The 15,060-nt window shown below is 68.9% G+C and carries 10 protein-coding genes; 6 read left to right on the top strand and 4 right to left on the bottom strand.

Annotated features, from left to right (window positions below; genetic code table 11):
• The first annotated feature begins 69 nt into the window (after positions 1-69).
• A complete protein-coding gene (locus tag ACTPOE_RS13215; RefSeq protein ID WP_458872588.1) occupies positions 70-2,136 on the top strand; it encodes a cytochrome c biogenesis protein ResB in 2,067 nt (688 codons plus the stop codon).
• 40 nt (positions 2,137-2,176) lie between these two features.
• Positions 2,177-3,487, top strand: a complete 1,311-nt coding sequence (gene ccsB, locus ACTPOE_RS13210) for a c-type cytochrome biogenesis protein CcsB (protein ID WP_458872835.1) — start codon at positions 2,177-2,179, stop codon at positions 3,485-3,487.
• Between the two features lie 75 nt (positions 3,488-3,562).
• Here ccsB and ACTPOE_RS13205 read toward each other — a convergent pair whose 3' ends face one another.
• The 4 genes from ACTPOE_RS13205 to ACTPOE_RS13190 form a co-directional block, all read right to left on the bottom strand.
• Positions 3,563-6,499, bottom strand: coding sequence for a putative bifunctional diguanylate cyclase/phosphodiesterase (locus ACTPOE_RS13205; RefSeq protein WP_458872587.1), 2,937 nt, complete (start codon positions 6,497-6,499; stop codon positions 3,563-3,565).
• Between the two features lie 134 nt (positions 6,500-6,633).
• Positions 6,634-7,914, bottom strand: coding sequence for a diaminopimelate decarboxylase (gene lysA, locus ACTPOE_RS13200; protein WP_458872586.1), 1,281 nt, complete (start codon positions 7,912-7,914; stop codon positions 6,634-6,636).
• 5 nt (positions 7,915-7,919) lie between these two features.
• A complete protein-coding gene (gene lptM, locus ACTPOE_RS13195) occupies positions 7,920-8,114 on the bottom strand; it encodes an LPS translocon maturation chaperone LptM (RefSeq protein WP_458872585.1) in 195 nt (64 codons plus the stop codon).
• The gene (locus tag ACTPOE_RS13190; protein WP_458872584.1) at positions 8,114-10,570 is read right to left on the bottom strand and encodes a penicillin-binding protein 1A; all 2,457 of its coding nucleotides are present in this window, start codon (positions 10,568-10,570) and stop codon (positions 8,114-8,116) included. Before ACTPOE_RS13190 ends, lptM begins: the two co-directional genes overlap by 1 nt.
• A gap of 144 nt (positions 10,571-10,714) precedes the next feature.
• Here ACTPOE_RS13190 and ACTPOE_RS13185 point away from each other — a divergent pair, with 144 nt between their 5' ends.
• The 4 genes from ACTPOE_RS13185 (at position 10,715) to ACTPOE_RS13170 (ending at position 15,037) form a co-directional block, all read left to right on the top strand.
• Positions 10,715-11,302, top strand: a complete 588-nt coding sequence (locus tag ACTPOE_RS13185; protein WP_458872834.1) for a shikimate kinase — start codon at positions 10,715-10,717, stop codon at positions 11,300-11,302.
• A 6-nt stretch (positions 11,303-11,308) separates the two neighbouring features.
• Complete coding sequence (aroB, locus tag ACTPOE_RS13180) at positions 11,309-12,388, top strand: 3-dehydroquinate synthase (protein ID WP_458872583.1); 1,080 nt, start codon at positions 11,309-11,311, stop codon at positions 12,386-12,388.
• A gap of 30 nt (positions 12,389-12,418) precedes the next feature.
• Positions 12,419-13,555, top strand: a complete 1,137-nt coding sequence (locus tag ACTPOE_RS13175; RefSeq protein WP_458872582.1) for a deoxyguanosinetriphosphate triphosphohydrolase — start codon at positions 12,419-12,421, stop codon at positions 13,553-13,555.
• Between the two features lie 117 nt (positions 13,556-13,672).
• Complete coding sequence (locus ACTPOE_RS13170; RefSeq protein ID WP_458872581.1) at positions 13,673-15,037, top strand: CoA transferase; 1,365 nt, start codon at positions 13,673-13,675, stop codon at positions 15,035-15,037.
• The last annotated feature ends 23 nt before the right edge of the window (positions 15,038-15,060 follow it).

The following is a 15,060-nucleotide window of genomic DNA, read 5'->3' as shown; positions in this document are numbered from 1 at the left end:
ACCCAAGGTAAAAAGCGCCCCTCTTGGGGGGCAGCGAGCCAAAGGCGCAACGTGGGGCATTTTATTTTCATGAGTCGAGCAGCCGTGGCGTCTTCCACCCGTTCCCGCGCCTTGGGCGCCGATGTCATCGAGCTCCTGGGCTCGATGCGCTTCGCCATCAGCCTGCTGGTGTTCATCTGCGTGGCCAGCCTGATCGGCACCGTGCTGCCCCAGAACCAGGGGACCAACGCCTACATCGACCAGTTCGGGCCTTTCTGGTTCGCAGTCTTCGACCGGTTCTCCATCTGGCACGTCTACAACAGCGCGTGGTTCCTGCTCATCATGGCCTTCCTGGTGGTGTCGACCACGCTGTGCGTGCTGCGCAACGCGCCGAAGATGCTGCGCGACATGCGCTCGTTCCGGGAGTACGTGCGCGGCTCCAGCCTCAAGGCCTTCCATCACCGGGTCGAACTGAGCAGCGGCCGGACGCCCGGCCAGGCCTGCGACGAAGTGGGCGCACTGCTGCGAGCCCAGGGCTTTCGCTACCGGGTGCGCGAGGACGGCGACAGCCGCATGGTGGCCGCCAAGAAGGGTGCGGCCAACCGCCTGGGCTACATCTTCGCGCACGTGGCCATCGTCGTGATCTGCCTGGGCGGATTGCTGGACAGCGAACTGCCGGTGCGGCTGCAGACCTGGCTGTTCGACAAGCAGCCGGTGACCGGCAACATGCTGATCTCCGATGTGCCCGAGTCCGGGCGCCTGTCGGCGCGCAATCCCAGCTTCCGGGCCAATATGCTGGTGCCCGATGGCAAGCAGAGCAGCGTCGGCATCGTGGCGGCGGGCCAGGGCGTGCTGCTGCAGCCCCTGCCCTTCACGCTGAAGCTCAATAAATTCCACATCGCCTACTACGACACCGGCATGCCCAGCGATTTCCGCAGCGACGTGACGGTGACCGACCTGGCGACCGGCAAGACCTTCGACCGCACGATCCAGGTGAACGAGCCGTTGCACTATCGCGGCGTCACCGTCTACCAGTCCAGCTTCGACGACGGCGGCAGCGGCCTGCGGCTGAAGGCCTGGCCCCTGCGGGGCGCCGGCGCGCAGCCGGTGGACGTCTCGGGCACGGTCGGGCGCGAGGCCAGGTTGCCCGCCAGTCTGGGCGGACTGACGGTGGACTACACCGGCTTGCGCGTGATCAATGTCGAGGACATGGGCGGCGGCCAGGATCCGCAGCCGGCCGACGTGGTCGCGCACGTGGCCGCCGTGACCGGCAGCGCGGCCCGGCCGCGCAACGACGGCCTGCGCAATGTCGGACCCAGCGTGCAGTACCGGCTGATCGGCGCCGACGGCCAGGCGCATGAATTCAACCAGTACCTGCTGCCGGTGAAGATCGACGATGCTCCGGTATTCCTGCTGGGGGTGCGAGACAACGCCTCGCAGCCCTATCGCTATCTGCGCGTCCCCGCTGATGGCCAGGGAACGATGGCGGAATTCATGCAGCTGCGCGCCGCGCTCGATGACGCCGGCCTGCGCGACCAGGCCGCGCAACGGTTCGCGGACCGCAACGCGCCCGCGGGCGAACAGCGCGACTTGATGTTCCAGGCCGCGCGCGGGGCGCTGCGCACCTTCGCGCGCGACGGCTTCAACGGCATCATCGATGCCGCGCCCCCGGACCAGCGGGAAAAGATCCTGAATTTCGCCGTGCCCATGATCCAGCTCGGCCTGACCGAGCTGCGCGATCTGGCGCGGGCCCGGCGCGGCGAGCCCGCGCTCGATCCCCAGGGGCCCGGCTCGGAGCGCGAGCGCCAGTGGATGCGCCTGGCCGTGCTGGCGCTGGCGACGCTGCCGGATTATCCTGCCCCTGTGGCTTTGCAGCTCACCGGCTTCGAACAGGTCCAGGCGAGCGTCTTCCAAGTGGCTCGCAGCCCCGGCAAGACCATCGTCTACATGGGCTGCCTGCTGCTGGTGCTCGGGGTGTTCTCGATGTTCTACATCCGCGAACGCCGCGTCTGGGTGTGGATCCGTCCGCAGGACGGGGGCAGCGCCTGGCTGGCCGCCATGACCACCCAGCGGCGTACCCTGGATTTCAACCACGAATTCGAGCGGCTGCGGGATGCCCTGCGCCGCCTGTCAGGAGGACCCGATCATGACGTCTGATTCCATTGCCGCGAGCGCCGCGGCCGCCTGGCCGCATGACATGAACGTCAGCGGCGACCGCCGCGGCCGCCGGGGGCGGCCCGACTGGACCGATCTCGGCTTTTTCCTGCTGCTGGCGGCGGGCGCCGGCCACGTGCTGACGCAATATGGCGCGTTCATGGATTACTACGAGAAGCTGATCCTGATCGGCGCGGTCGGTCTGTTCAGCTGGATGGGCTGGCTGTGGCGGCCGCTGCGCGTCCTGATGGCGGCCAGCGGCCTGACGGCACTGCTGGCGATCTGGCTCTACAGCCCCACCGGCGAACTGCTGCGGGGCGACCTGTCGCGGGCCGAGAGCGTCTTCCTGCTGAAGTACCTGATCTCATCGCAGTCGGCCATCCTCTGGATGTGCGCCCTGTTCGTCCTGGCGACGCTCTGCTACTGGATCGGCTTCGCCAGCCGCACGGCGGCCTGGCTGGGCACCATCCTGACCTGGACGGCGGTCTACGCCGGGGTGACCGGCCTGCTGGTGCGCTGGCGCGAAGGCCATCTGCTGGGGCCCGACATCGGCCATATCCCCGTCAGCAACCTCTACGAGGTCTTCGTCCTGCTGTGTCTGGTGACGGCGCTGTTCTACCTGTACTACGAGCGCCGCTACGCCACGCGCGCCCTGGGCGGCTTCGTACTGCTGGTCATTAGTTCCCTGGTGGTGTTCCTGCTGTGGTACTCCTTCACCCGCGACGCCTACCAGATCCAGCCGCTGGTGCCCGCCCTGAAGAGCTGGTGGATGAAACTGCACGTGCCGGCGAATTTCATCGGCTACGGCACCTTCAGCCTGGCGGCCATGGTGGGCTTCGCCTATCTGGTCAAGTCGCACGGCGAGACCCGCACCTGGAAGCCGCTGGTGCCGGTGTTCATCCTGGGGGCCGTCCTGTGCGCCGAGCCGCTGATCTTCGGTTCGCGCGAGCTGTCGGCCACCTGGATGCTGTATTTCGGCATCGGCGCGCTGATCGTGGGCTCGATTCTGGCGTTCCGTGCGCCGATCGCCCGGCGGCTGCCCTCGCTGGAGATCCTCGACGACATCATGTATCGGGCCATCGCGGTGGGTTTCGCCTTCTTCACCGTGGCCACGATCCTGGGGGCGCTGTGGGCGGCCGACGCCTGGGGCACCTACTGGCAGTGGGACCCCAAGGAAACCTGGGCGCTGATCGTCTGGCTGAACTACGCCGCCTGGCTGCACATGCGCCTGATGAAGGGCCTGCGCGGGGCCATGTCCGCCTACTGGGCGCTGTCGGGCCTGCTGGTGACCAGCTTCGCCTTCCTGGGGGTGAACATGTTCCTGTCGGGCCTGCACTCATACGGCGAACTGTGATTCGCCGAGGGCACCCATGCGTCCGGGGCCGCCCGGAAGACACGGCCCGATCCCTCCGGTTCCCGCCGGCGGCTCCTACGACAGGCGCCGCCCGCTGATCTCCTCGATGTAGGCGCGGGCGGCCGGATCGCCGACCAGCGGCAGGATGTTGTCGCAGGCCAGGATGTCCAGCGGCGGCCGAGACTTCGAAATCACGTAGCCCTGGACGTAGTCCACGCCCATGTCGGTCAGCGCGCGCAGGGTGGCGACGTCCTCGACCCATTCGGCGATGCATTCCATGCCCAGGTTGTGGGCCAGGTCCACGATGCTGTTGACGATGGCGATGTTGGCCTCGCTCGCCAGCATGTCGCGGATCAGGGTGCCGTCGATCTTGATCATGTCGGCCGGCAGTTCTTTCAGGTAGGAGAACGAGGTGTAGCCGGCGCCGAAGTCGTCCAGGGCCACGCGGGCGCCCATGCGCTGCAGCCGCCGCATGAACTGGCGGGTGCGTTCCAGGTCCTGCAGGGCAACGCCTTCGGTGATTTCCACGCACAGGCGCCGGGTGAATTGCGGCTGCTGGTTGAGGATGCCGAACAGGACGTTGATGAAGCGGTCGTCGTTCAGCGAGACTCCGCTGAGGTTGACGTTGACCTGGCGGGTCTGGCCGAGTTTCAGGTGATGCCTGGACATCCAGTCGAGCAGCGTCGTGAACACCCATTTGTCGATGGCGGTGACCATGCCGCTGTCTTCCGCCGCCTGGATGATCTTGCCGGTCTGGAGCGGGCGAGCGCCGGTGTTGCGCACCCGCAGCAGCGCCTCGAAATTGAGGGTCTGCAGGGGATGGCGCAGCGACATGATGGGCTGCATTTCCAGGAAGATGTCCTCGGACGTGCCGGTGCTTTCCAGCTGCTCGAACAGGTGCATCTCGTCGATGTGGTCGAACAGCTCGCGGGCGTTTTCCTCGTACAGGACGACGTCCTGATGCTGCTTGCGTGCGTCGCGGCAGGCGCGGCTGGCGGCGGCGATGGCGTCCTTGGGCGTCATGGTGCGGTCGATGTCGATCAGCCCCATGGCGCTCTTGAGCTGGAAGGCCCGTTCGCCGACATACAGGGCCGAGCCGTTCAGGCTCTCGATCATGTCCTGGGCCACGCGGCGGGCCTCCCCGGCCCGCATGCCGGGGAACAGGATGATGAACTCGTCGTTGCCGATGCGGCCCAGGGGCTGATCCTCGGACAGCGAGTATTTCAGTCGTTCGCAGACCATCTGCAGCAGCGTGTCGCCGGTCGAATGGCCGAACAGGTCGTTGACGCGCTTGAGGTGATCCAGGTCCAGGAAGGCCAGGGCGCAGGGCGTGCTGGTCTGCTGCAGGCCCTCGATGGCCTTTTGCATGGTCTTCTCGATCCCGCGGCGATTGAGTGTGTCGGTCAGGGGGTCGTTGTCGGCCATCAGGCGCAGCTTGCGGATGGTCTCGGTGCGGGCGCTGATGTCCTGCAGGGAGCCTTCGATGCGGCTGCCCACCAGGGTGGCGCGCAGCAGAAAGTTGCGGGCCGGGGCGTTCGGCGAGGCCTGGATACGCTGGATCTCGGTGTCGCGGCCCTGCTCCGTGGCCACGGAGATTTCCAGCCAGTCGACCTTGGGAAAGAAATCGCTCCAGGCGAGTGCGTGCAGGTCCGCCTCGGGAGCGATGTCGAGGATGTCGCGCGCGTTCGGATTGAGGTGCTCGAAATGCCGGGTGGCACCCAGCGTGAACAGGCCCAGCGGCGTGAGCGTGTCGCGGGCGATCAGGTCGTTGCGCTGGCGCAGGCGCAGCTGCCGATCCTCGCGCATCTTGTCGGCCGACGCCAGGGCGACCAGCACGTTGCAGAGCAGCAGTGCCGCCGTGCCGGGGAAAGGGGCGATCAGGCTCGCGCGTCCGAGGCCGATCAGGATCAAGCCCGTCAGCAGGACCGCCAGGGCCAGGCAGATGCCGATCGTATGCCAGAGCTGCGAGCGTGTGTTGAAGCGGAACAGGCCGTGGACCACGGTGACCGTGACCAGGGCGGTCGCCAGCCAGGCGGTGAGGAATGTCGTGAGCTGGAACCAGTCGTAGGGCAGCGCCAGCAGCGCCGCCAGCAGGCAGACCGCGCTCGAGCGGCCGACCAGACGCAGGCGGCGCACGGTGACGGCGTCCAGGCTGGGCTGGAACAGCGTGGTGAACAGCTGGATCGTCAGAACGTAGTAGATCAGGACGGTCAGCTTGCGGATCCAGATCAGGGGGAGGGGCGGGATGATGGCGCCCAGGAACTGATGATCCCAGCCCAGCGCCCAGGCGCCCAGGCGCAGGTTGCAGAGGATCCAGCAGGCCAGCACCGTGTAGGGCTGCTCGCGCATGGTCAGGGAAATGACGACCAGAAAGGCCGCGAGCGTCAGCAGCCCGCCCTCCAGCAGGCCGCTGGCCTGGGCGGTGTGCGCCGTGGTGTCGGACAGCTCGTGGCTCCGCCACTGCTCGATGGAGAGCCGGGCGGGGACGGTCATGTCCAGCCGGCACAGGATCTGGTCGGCCGTCGAGGTGTTCGGCAGCCGCATCTCCTGCCCGAGCAGCCCGTTCCGGACTTCGAGCGTTTCCAGGAGCGGCGGGTCGGATGCGGCTTCGTCGGCGGGACGGCCCCGGGTCAGCCAGCACCGGGGCGGGTCGGCCGGATGGGCCGGCACCAGGAGCGCGGGCCGGCTGTCCGGGTCGGTGTCGCCGCCGGCCGGCAGGTCGGCCAGCAGCCAGACCGGGCCGGCGGCGGATTCGGCGAGCCGGGTGGGTCGCTGCCGCAGCTGCTCCAGCGCCAGCATCGGTTCGAGTTCGGCATCGGCTGCGTGGATGAAGCGTGCCGTCAGCGGTTGGCCGGCGGAATCGGCGTAGCGTGGTTGCAGCAGCAGGGAGGCGATCAGCCCCAGGGCCATCAGGGCCGGGATGCCGACATACAGCAGGAACGACCAGACGCGCCCTGCGGTGGAGTGGGAGGGTGGGGCGGACGGGCGGTGAAGGAGCGTCTTGATCGCCATGAAACAGGAAGGTGGGACAACGTTCCGGTTCCGTGGAGCGCAAACCGGGGCTATGGGCGATTGACGTCCGGAACCGGCGGAAGTTTAGGGGCGGCGCGTCCGTCCGGGGCGTTCGTGGCGGGCATGGGCCGGGTTCATCCCTCCTGGGGTCGGTGGGGAATGCGTTCCTGGGCGTACAGTTCCTGGATCGTCTCGCGGGGGCGGATCAGCCAGGAATCCTGACCATCCACCAGGACTTCCGCGGCTCGGGGGCGAGAGTTGTATTGGCTGGCCATGGAGAAGGCATAGGCGCCGGCGGACTGGATGGCCAGCAGGTCGCCCTGTTCCAGGGGCAGCGCGCGGTCGCGCGCCAGCCAGTCGCCGCTCTCGCAGATCGGCCCGACGACGTCGTAGGTCTGGACCGGGGTGCCGGTGCGCGGGGCGACCGGCACGACGCCGTGCCAGGCTTCGTACAGGGACGGGCGCATCAGGTCGTTCATGGCGGCGTCGACGATGGCGAAGTTGCGCGCTTCGGTCCGCTTCAGGTATTCGACACGGGTCAGCAGCACTCCCGCGTTGCCGACCAGGGAACGGCCGGGTTCCAGGATGAGCTGCAGGTGGTCCAGCCCCCGGGCCGCCAGCGTGGCGAAGACCGGCTCCAGCAGTTCCGCCGGGTCGGGCGGGGTTTCGTCGGTGTAGCGGATGCCCAGGCCGCCGCCCAGATCCAGGTGACGCAGGGCGATGCCGTCGGCCGCCAGGGCTTCGATCAGGCCCAGCAGCTTGTCGAGCGCGTCCAGGTAGGGAGCGATCCGGGTGATCTGGGAGCCGATGTGGCAGTCCACGCCGACGATCTCCAGGCCGGGATGCTGCAGCGCCTGGCGATACAGCTCGGGTGCCTGGCGGATGTCGACGCCGAACTTGTTTTCTTTCAAGCCGGTGGAGATGTAGGGATGGGTGCGCGCGTCGACGTCCGGGTTGACGCGCAAGGACACCGGAGCGCGCACGCCCAGTTCCTGGGCGATGTCGGCCAGGCGTTCGAGCTCGGCCGCCGATTCGACGTTGAAGCACTTGATCCCGGCGGCCAGCGCCTTGCGGATTTCCCAGCCCTGCTTGCCCACGCCGGAGAACACGACGCGGTCGGGGCGGGCGCCCGCCGCCAGGATGCGCTCGAGCTCGCCGCCCGAGACGATGTCGAATCCGGCGCCCAGCCGCTGGAATTCGTGCAGGACCGCCAGGTTGGAGTTGGCCTTGACGCCGTAGCAGATCAGCGCATCGTGCCCGGCAATGGCCTGTTCGTAGCGGAGCCAGGCGGCGCGCAGCGCCGCGCGGGAATAGACGTACAGGGGGGTGCCGTAGCGGTCGGCGAGTTCGGGCAGCGGGATGTCTTCGGCATGCAGGATGCCATCCCGGAGGGGGAACTGGATATCTGCGGTCATGAAGGTCAGGGTCGCGAAGCGGGACGCGTGTCCGGCGTGGACGCCGGCGGCAGGGTGGGCGGGGCCGCCAGCGCGGCGTCGGCTGGCGGCGGGTCGGGCAGGCGCAAGGCGCCTTTCATGCCGCAGCCGGCCAGCGCGAGGGCCAGGCCGGCGCCGGCCAGGAGGCGCGCGGCATTCGGGAAAAGGGGCTGGGTCGTCATCAGAAGGGCACGCGGACGGGTTGGGGGGTGGCGCCGCCGGAGTCGGAATCGGTGTCGGAGCCGCCATGCAGCTGGTCCAGCAACGTGCCGATGCCGTCCAGGCCGCCGGCGGGCGCGCCGGATGCCGGGTCGCCCGGCGCGGGCAGGCCGACACGGGCGATGGCAGTGCCCGGCGGAAATTCGGAGAAATAGAAGTCGCCGTCGATGCGCGTCAGTCCGCTGGGCGGGGGGCCGGGCGGGATTTCCGGTTGGCCCGCGAGGGCCGCGCGCATGTAATCGACCCAGATGGGCAGGGCGGCGCCGCCGCCGGTCTCGCCCTGGCCCATGGATTTGGGCTGGTCGAAGCCCATCCAGGCCACGGCGACCAGTTTCGGGGTGAAGCCGGCGAACCAGGCGTCCTGAGAGTCGTTGGTGGTGCCGGTCTTGCCGCCGATGTCGTTGCGCTTGAGCTCGCGGTGGGCGCGCGCGCCGGTGCCGTAGGTGGCCACGCCGCGCAGCATGTCGTCCATGACGTAGGCAGTTCGCGGATCGATCACGCGCGCCAGGGTGTCGCCGGCCACAGTCGGCCGGGAACGCATGATGACCTTGCCGGCGCTGTCGGTGACGTAGTCGATCAGGTAGGGCGGCACGCGGTAACCGCCGTTGGCGAAGACCGCGTAGCCGCCGGCCAGCTGCAGCGGCGTCACGCTGCCGGCGCCCAGGGCCAGCGGCAGCACGGCCGGCTGGCGCGAGCGGTCGAAGCCGAAGCGGGTGATGTAGTCCTGCACGTACTGGGGGCCCACGGCCTGCATGATGCGGATCGAGACCATGTTCTTGGACTTGTACAGGCCTTGGCGCATGGTCAGCATGGGTTCGTAGGAGCGGCCGTAGTTCTTGGGGTTCCAGGCCTTGGAGCCGGTCTGCTCGGCCGTCAGGGAGAAGGGCTCGTCCGAGATCTGCGTGGCCGGCGTCAGGCCGCGCTCCAGGGAGGAGGCGTAGATGAAGGGCTTGAAGGACGAGCCCGGCTGGCGCCAGGCCTGGGTGACGCGGTTGAACTTGCCTTCGTCGAAGTCGAAACCGCCCACCATGGTCTTGATGGCTCCGTCCTGCGGACTCAGCGAGACCAGGGCGGCCTGGATGGAGGGCTTGTTGATGAGTTCCCAGTAGTCCGCCGTCTGATGCACATAGACGACCGAACCGCGCCGGATGCGCACGGAGTCCTTGGCGTTGGCGGCCAGGCCGCGCGCCACGACGCGCAGGGCGCGCTTGTCGGTGATGTCGATGATCTGGCTGGCGCTGCGCGCGACCCGGACCTCGGTCGGGCTGGCCGACAGGACGATACCGATGAGCAGGTCGCCGTTGTCGGGATGCTTTTCCTGCTGGTCGTCGATCAGGTCGTTGAGCGCTTCGGGGTCGGACTCGATGCCCTTGGGCAGGTCGATGTTTTCCTCGGGACCGGTGTAGGGAGCGCGGCGGGTGTAGTCCAGGATGCCTTCGCGCACGGCCTGGTAGGCGGCTTCCTGGTCCTTGGAGTCGATGGTGGTGTAGACGTTGAAGCCGCGCGAATAGATGTCGTCCTGGTAGACGCCGTACAACAGCTGGCGGGCCAGTTCGGCCGGGTAGTCGCCGTGCACGCCGTAGCGTCCGCCGGGGGAGTTGGCCGCCGAGCGGATCACGATGGTCTGGTCCATGGCCCGCTGGTATTCAGCGTCCGTCAGGTAGCCCAGGCTGCGCATGCGGCCGAGGACGTAGGCCTGTCGCGCCTTGGCGCGCTCGAAGTTGGAGATCGGGTTGAAGCGCGACGGGGCCTTGGGGATGCCGGCCAGCATGGCGGCCTCGGCAGGGGTGATCTCTGACAGCGGCTTGCCGAAATAGGCGCGGCTGGCGGCGGCGAAGCCGTAGGCCCGATGCCCCAGGAAGATCTGGTTCATGTAGAGATCGAGAATCTGGTCCTTGGTGAGGGTGGCCTCGATTTTGAAGGTGAGCAGCAGTTCGTAGAACTTGCGGGTGTAGGTCTTTTCCGACGACAGGTAGAAATTGCGCGCCACCTGCATGGTGATGGTGCTGGCGCCCTGCGTCTTGGACATGTGGATGGTGTTGGCCAGCGCGGCGCGCAGCACGCCCGTCCAGTCGATGCCGCCATGCTGGTAGAAGCGGTCGTCTTCGGCCGCGAGGATGGCGGACTTCATGACGTCCGGGATTTCATCGAAGCGCAGGACGTTGCGGCGTTCTTCGCCGAATTCGCCGATCAGGACCTTGTCGGCGGTGTAGATGCGCAGCGGCACGCGGGGCCGGTAGTCGATCATCGCCGTCAGGTCCGGCAGATTGGGCCAGGCCAGCGCCAGCGCCAGACTCATGAGCAGCGCTCCGCACAGGCCCAGGCCGGCGAAAAGCACGATCGCCTTGAGGACCAACCGCGTGAACCAGGAGCGGGCCGCCGGGGCCTTCTGCTTGGAGGAGGTATTGGTGGGTTTCATCAGAGGCGATTGTAAGCCCTGGCCGAATCGGGCCAGGAGGCGGGGGCGGAGTCTGTGTAACAGGATGATGCGCGCGGGCGGGGCCGGCCCAGCGGCTGATGCGATAATACACGCAAACGAACAGCCCGATGCCCCGCCATGACGATGGAATGCGCCGCCGATTCAACCCGGATTTCCCCCCAGGGGCGGGACGGCGCGCGGCCGATTTTCCTGGTCGGCATGATGGGGGTGGGCAAGACCACGATCGGCCGGCAGCTGGCGGCGGCGCTGGGGCGGGAATTCATCGACCTGGATCACGCCATCGAGGCGCGCTGCGGAGTGCGCATCGCCACCATCTTCGACATCGAGGGCGAGGAAGGCTTCCGCCGCCGCGAGACGGCCACGCTGGACGAATACACGCGTCGGCCCGGCCTGGTCCTGGCGACGGGCGGGGGCGCCGTGCTGTCCGAGGCGAACCGCCGCATGCTGGGCGAGCGAGGCTGCGTCGTCTACCTGCGGGCGGGGGTCGACGAACTCTACCGGCGCGTGGCAAGGGACCGCAACCGGCCGCTGCTGCGCACCGCCGATCCGCGCCAGCGCATCGTCGACCTGCTGGCCCAGCGCGAGCCGTTGTACGAAAGCGTGGCCGATGTCACGCTGGACACGGGGGAGCAGCCGGTTGCCCAGGTGCTGCGCAACCTGCTGCCGCTGCTTGCGGCCCAGCCCGCGGCCCAGGCCCGCGCCACTCAATAGGAAGCCATGCATACGGTCCAGGTCGAGACGCCCGGCGGGCGCTATCCCATCCACATCGGCGCGGGGCGGCTGGACGCCGTCGCGGACAGCATCCCGGCCGACGCCACGGCAATCGCCGTCGTCACCAGCACGACGGTGGGCGCCCTGTACGGCGCACGGCTGCGCGCGGCCCTGGAGGCCGCCGGCAGGCCGCTGTTGACCATCGAACTGCCCGACGGCGAACAGTACAAGACCTGGGAATCCCTGGATCGCATCTTCGATGCCTTGCTGGCGGCTGCCCTGGACCGCAAGGCCGTGCTGGTGGCGTTGGGCGGCGGTGTGGTGGGCGACGTCTGCGGTTTCGCGGCCTCGTGCTACATGCGCGGCATCCGCTTCGTCCAGGTGCCCACCACGCTGCTGGCCCAGGTGGATTCCTCGGTGGGCGGCAAGACGGCCATCAACCATCCGCGCGGCAAGAACATGATCGGGGCGTTCTACCAGCCCCTGGCCGTGGAAATCGACCCGCGGGTCCTGTCGACGCTGCCGCCCCGGGAAATCTCCGCCGGCCTGGCCGAGGTCGTCAAGTACGGCATGATCGCCGATCCCGAATTCTTCGACTGGTGCGAGGCCCATGTCGACGCTCTGCGCGCGCTCGACGACCGGGCCATCCGGCACGCCGTGCGCCGTTCCTGCGAACTCAAGGCCTGGGTCGTGTCCCGGGACGAGCGCGAATCCGGCCTGCGCGCCATCCTCAACTTCGGCCATACTTTCGGCCACGCCATCGAATCCGGTCTGGGCTACGGCCAGTGGCTGCACGGCGAGGCCGTGGGCTGCGGCATGGTCATGGCGGCGGAACTGTCAGCCCGGGTCGGCGGGCTGGACGCCGGGGCCGTGGACCGTATCCGGGCGCTGGTGGCGGCCATCGGCTGCCCTGTGGATCCCCCGGGCCTGGGCGCCGATCGCTGGCTGGAGCTGATGCGGGTGGACAAGAAGAACGAAGGCCGGCGGATCCGCTACGTGCTGCTGCCGGCCCTGGGGCGGGCCGAGGTCCGGGCGGTCGACGACGACGTGGTGCGCCCGCTGCTGCCGGCCGCCGTGGAGTCCTAGCCCCCGTCCATGGAGAGGAGTCGCGAAGGCATGAACAATCGGATCGATCCGGCTCCATACGCCTGCCACCCGGACATTTCCCGGGGGCGTCGCCATCCGGAGCCGCCGCCCGCCGGCCGCACCGATTTTCAGCGCGACCGCGACCGCATCATCCATTGCTCGGCCTTCCGCCGGCTGGAATACAAGACCCAGGTCTTCCTCAACCATGAGGGCGATCTGTTCCGCACCCGCCTGACGCACAGCATCGAGGTCGCGCAGATCGCGCGCACGCTGGCGCGCAACCTGGGGGTGAACGAGGACCTGACCGAGGCCATCGCTCTGGCCCACGACCTGGGCCACACGCCTTTCGGCCATGCGGGCCAGGACGAGCTCAACGCCTGTCTGCGCGAATTCGCGCCCGAGGCGGGGGGCTTCGAGCACAATCTCCAGAGTCTGCGGGTGGTCGACGAACTCGAGGAACGCTATGCGGCCTTCAACGGCCTGAACCTGTGCTTCGAAACCCGCGAGGGCATCCTGAAGCACTGTTCGCGCGGGCATGCGCGGCGGCTGGGCGAGGTCGGTGCGCGGTTCCTGGACGGCACCCAGCCGTCCCTGGAGGCGCAGTTGACCAACCTGGCCGACGAGATCGCCTACAACAACCACGACGTGGACGACGGCCTGCGCTCGGGCCTGATCACCCTGCCGCAACTGCTGGATCTGGACATCTTCGCGGCGCATCATGAACGGGTCCTGCGCCATTATCCGGACGCCGAGCCCAAGCGCCTGGTGTCCGAGGTCGTCCGCGCGATGATCAACACGCTGGTGCTGGACCTGACGCGCACCACGGCGGAACGGATCGCCCGGCTGCAGCCGCGGACGGTGGACGATGTCCGCGCCGGACCGCCGCTGGCGGCCTTCTCCGACGAGATTCGCGCCCAGGCCGATGCCCTCAAGCAGTTCCTGCTGAAGAATCTGTACCGGCATTTCCAGGTCATGCGCATGACGGGCAAGGCCCGTCGCGTGGTGCGGGAACTGTTCCAGGCGTTTCTGGGCGATCCCAGGCTGCTGGCGGATGAATACCGGTGCGACGACCCGGTGGCGCAGGCGCGGGCGATCGCGGACTATATCGCCGGCATGACGGATCGCTACGCGATCCGCGAGCACCGGGCGATTTACCGCATGGACTGACAGCCAGACGAATCCGGGCAGCCTGTAGACTGGAGGAGGAGGGATGCTTCGGCTTGGAAGTCACCGGACTGGGGGCATGCGATGACACACGATACGCCACCCTCGGATCACACCGGCATGCTGCGACAGATGCTGTCCGCGCTGGACGCGGACACGCCGCCCGGCATGCTGCGTGTGGAAGGTCGGGCGGGACTGGCCTCGCGCTATCCGGTCAGCGGTCTGGCCTGCGCCGGCATCGGCGCGGCCGCGCTGATGCTGGCGCAATGGGTGCGGCCCGGGGATTCCCAGCCAGTCCTGCTCGATCGGGCGCTGGCCTCGTGGTGGTTCGGCTTCAGCATCCGGCCACTGGGCTGGGAACGGCCGAACGTGCGTGACGCCGTCACGGGCGATTATGCGGCGCGGGACGGCTGGATCCGCCTGCACGCCAACGCGGCCCATCATCGCCGCCGGGCACTGGCCGCGCTGGGCCTGCCGGACGATGCCGTCCGCGCCGCGGTCGCCGACCGGATCCGGCGCGAGTCCGCCGAGGCGCTGGAAGAAGCCATCGTGGACCGGGACGGCTGCGCGGCCGCGCTGCGCGCGCCGGCCGCCTGGTTCGATCATCCACAGGGGCGCGCCGTCGCGGCGGAGCCGCTGGTCCACCGCCTGCCTGGGGCGGCCGGGACGCCGGACGCCGGATGGCCGGACGATCCGGATCCCGGGCGGCCGCTGGCGGGCATCCGCGTGCTGGATCTGACCCGTGTGCTGGCCGGACCCGCGGCCACGCGCTTTCTGGCCGCCTACGGCGCCCGGGTCCTGCGCCTGGATCCCGAGGACTGGGACGAGCCGGGCATGGTGCCAGAGGTCACCGTGGGCAAGCGCTGCGCCTTCCTGGACCTGCGCCGCCCCGACGGACTGGAGCGGTTCCGGCGGCTGCTGGCCCGGGCCGACGTGTTGGTCCACGGCTATCGGCCTGGAGCCCTGGACGCTCTGGGGCTGGACGCCGAAACCCGCCAGGCCATCCGGCCCGGCCTGGTGGACGTCTGCCTGGACGCCTGGGGCTGGACCGGCCCCTGGCGGGCGCGCCGGGGGTTCGACAGCCTGGTGCAGATGAGCGCCGGCATCGCCTGGGCGGGCGAGGACGCCGCGCCCGATCCCCTGCCGGTCCAGGCGCTGGACCAGTCGGCGGGCTATCTGATGGCGGCCTGCGTGTTGCGCGGCCTGGCATTGCGCCGGAAGACCGGCCAGGGCGGCGGCTGGCGCGTGTCGCTGGCGCGGATGGCGCGGCTGCTGCAGGACGCGGTCGACGCCGTGTCCGGAACCCCGCCGGAGGTTTCTTTCATCCTGGGGCCGGCCACCGATGCGGCCTACGACCCGGCGATCGAGCCGACTGTCTGGGGGCCCGCGCAAAGACTGCGGGCGCCCTGCCGGGTGGCGGGCGCCCGTTGGGGCTGGGATCTGCCGGCGGGGCTGCTGCGCAGTGGTCCGCCGGATTGGTGGTGAGCGCGGGCCGAAGCGCGCAGCCT

It is taken from the genome of Castellaniella sp. WN (assembly GCF_054457555.1).
This window is presented reverse-complemented; position numbering and strand designations above follow the sequence as displayed.

What these genes read in the sequence shown, in the direction of transcription:
- ACTPOE_RS13170 (WP_458872581.1), top strand. Translation starts at nt 13,673, where the DNA reads ATGCTGCGACAGATGCTGTCCGCGCTGGACGCGGACACGCCGCCCGGC.
- ccsB (WP_458872835.1), top strand. Translation starts at nt 2,177, where the DNA reads ATGAACGTCAGCGGCGACCGCCGCGGCCGCCGGGGGCGGCCCGACTGG.
- ACTPOE_RS13215 (WP_458872588.1), top strand. Translation starts at nt 70, where the DNA reads ATGAGTCGAGCAGCCGTGGCGTCTTCCACCCGTTCCCGCGCCTTGGGC.
- ACTPOE_RS13185 (WP_458872834.1), top strand. Translation starts at nt 10,715, where the DNA reads ATGGAATGCGCCGCCGATTCAACCCGGATTTCCCCCCAGGGGCGGGAC.
- lptM (WP_458872585.1), bottom strand. Translation starts at nt 8,114, where the DNA reads ATGACGACCCAGCCCCTTTTCCCGAATGCCGCGCGCCTCCTGGCCGGC.
- aroB (WP_458872583.1), top strand. Translation starts at nt 11,309, where the DNA reads ATGCATACGGTCCAGGTCGAGACGCCCGGCGGGCGCTATCCCATCCAC.
- ACTPOE_RS13190 (WP_458872584.1), bottom strand. Translation starts at nt 10,570, where the DNA reads ATGAAACCCACCAATACCTCCTCCAAGCAGAAGGCCCCGGCGGCCCGC.
- ACTPOE_RS13205 (WP_458872587.1), bottom strand. Translation starts at nt 6,499, where the DNA reads ATGGCGATCAAGACGCTCCTTCACCGCCCGTCCGCCCCACCCTCCCAC.
- ACTPOE_RS13175 (WP_458872582.1), top strand. Translation starts at nt 12,419, where the DNA reads ATGAACAATCGGATCGATCCGGCTCCATACGCCTGCCACCCGGACATT.
- lysA (WP_458872586.1), bottom strand. Translation starts at nt 7,914, where the DNA reads ATGACCGCAGATATCCAGTTCCCCCTCCGGGATGGCATCCTGCATGCC.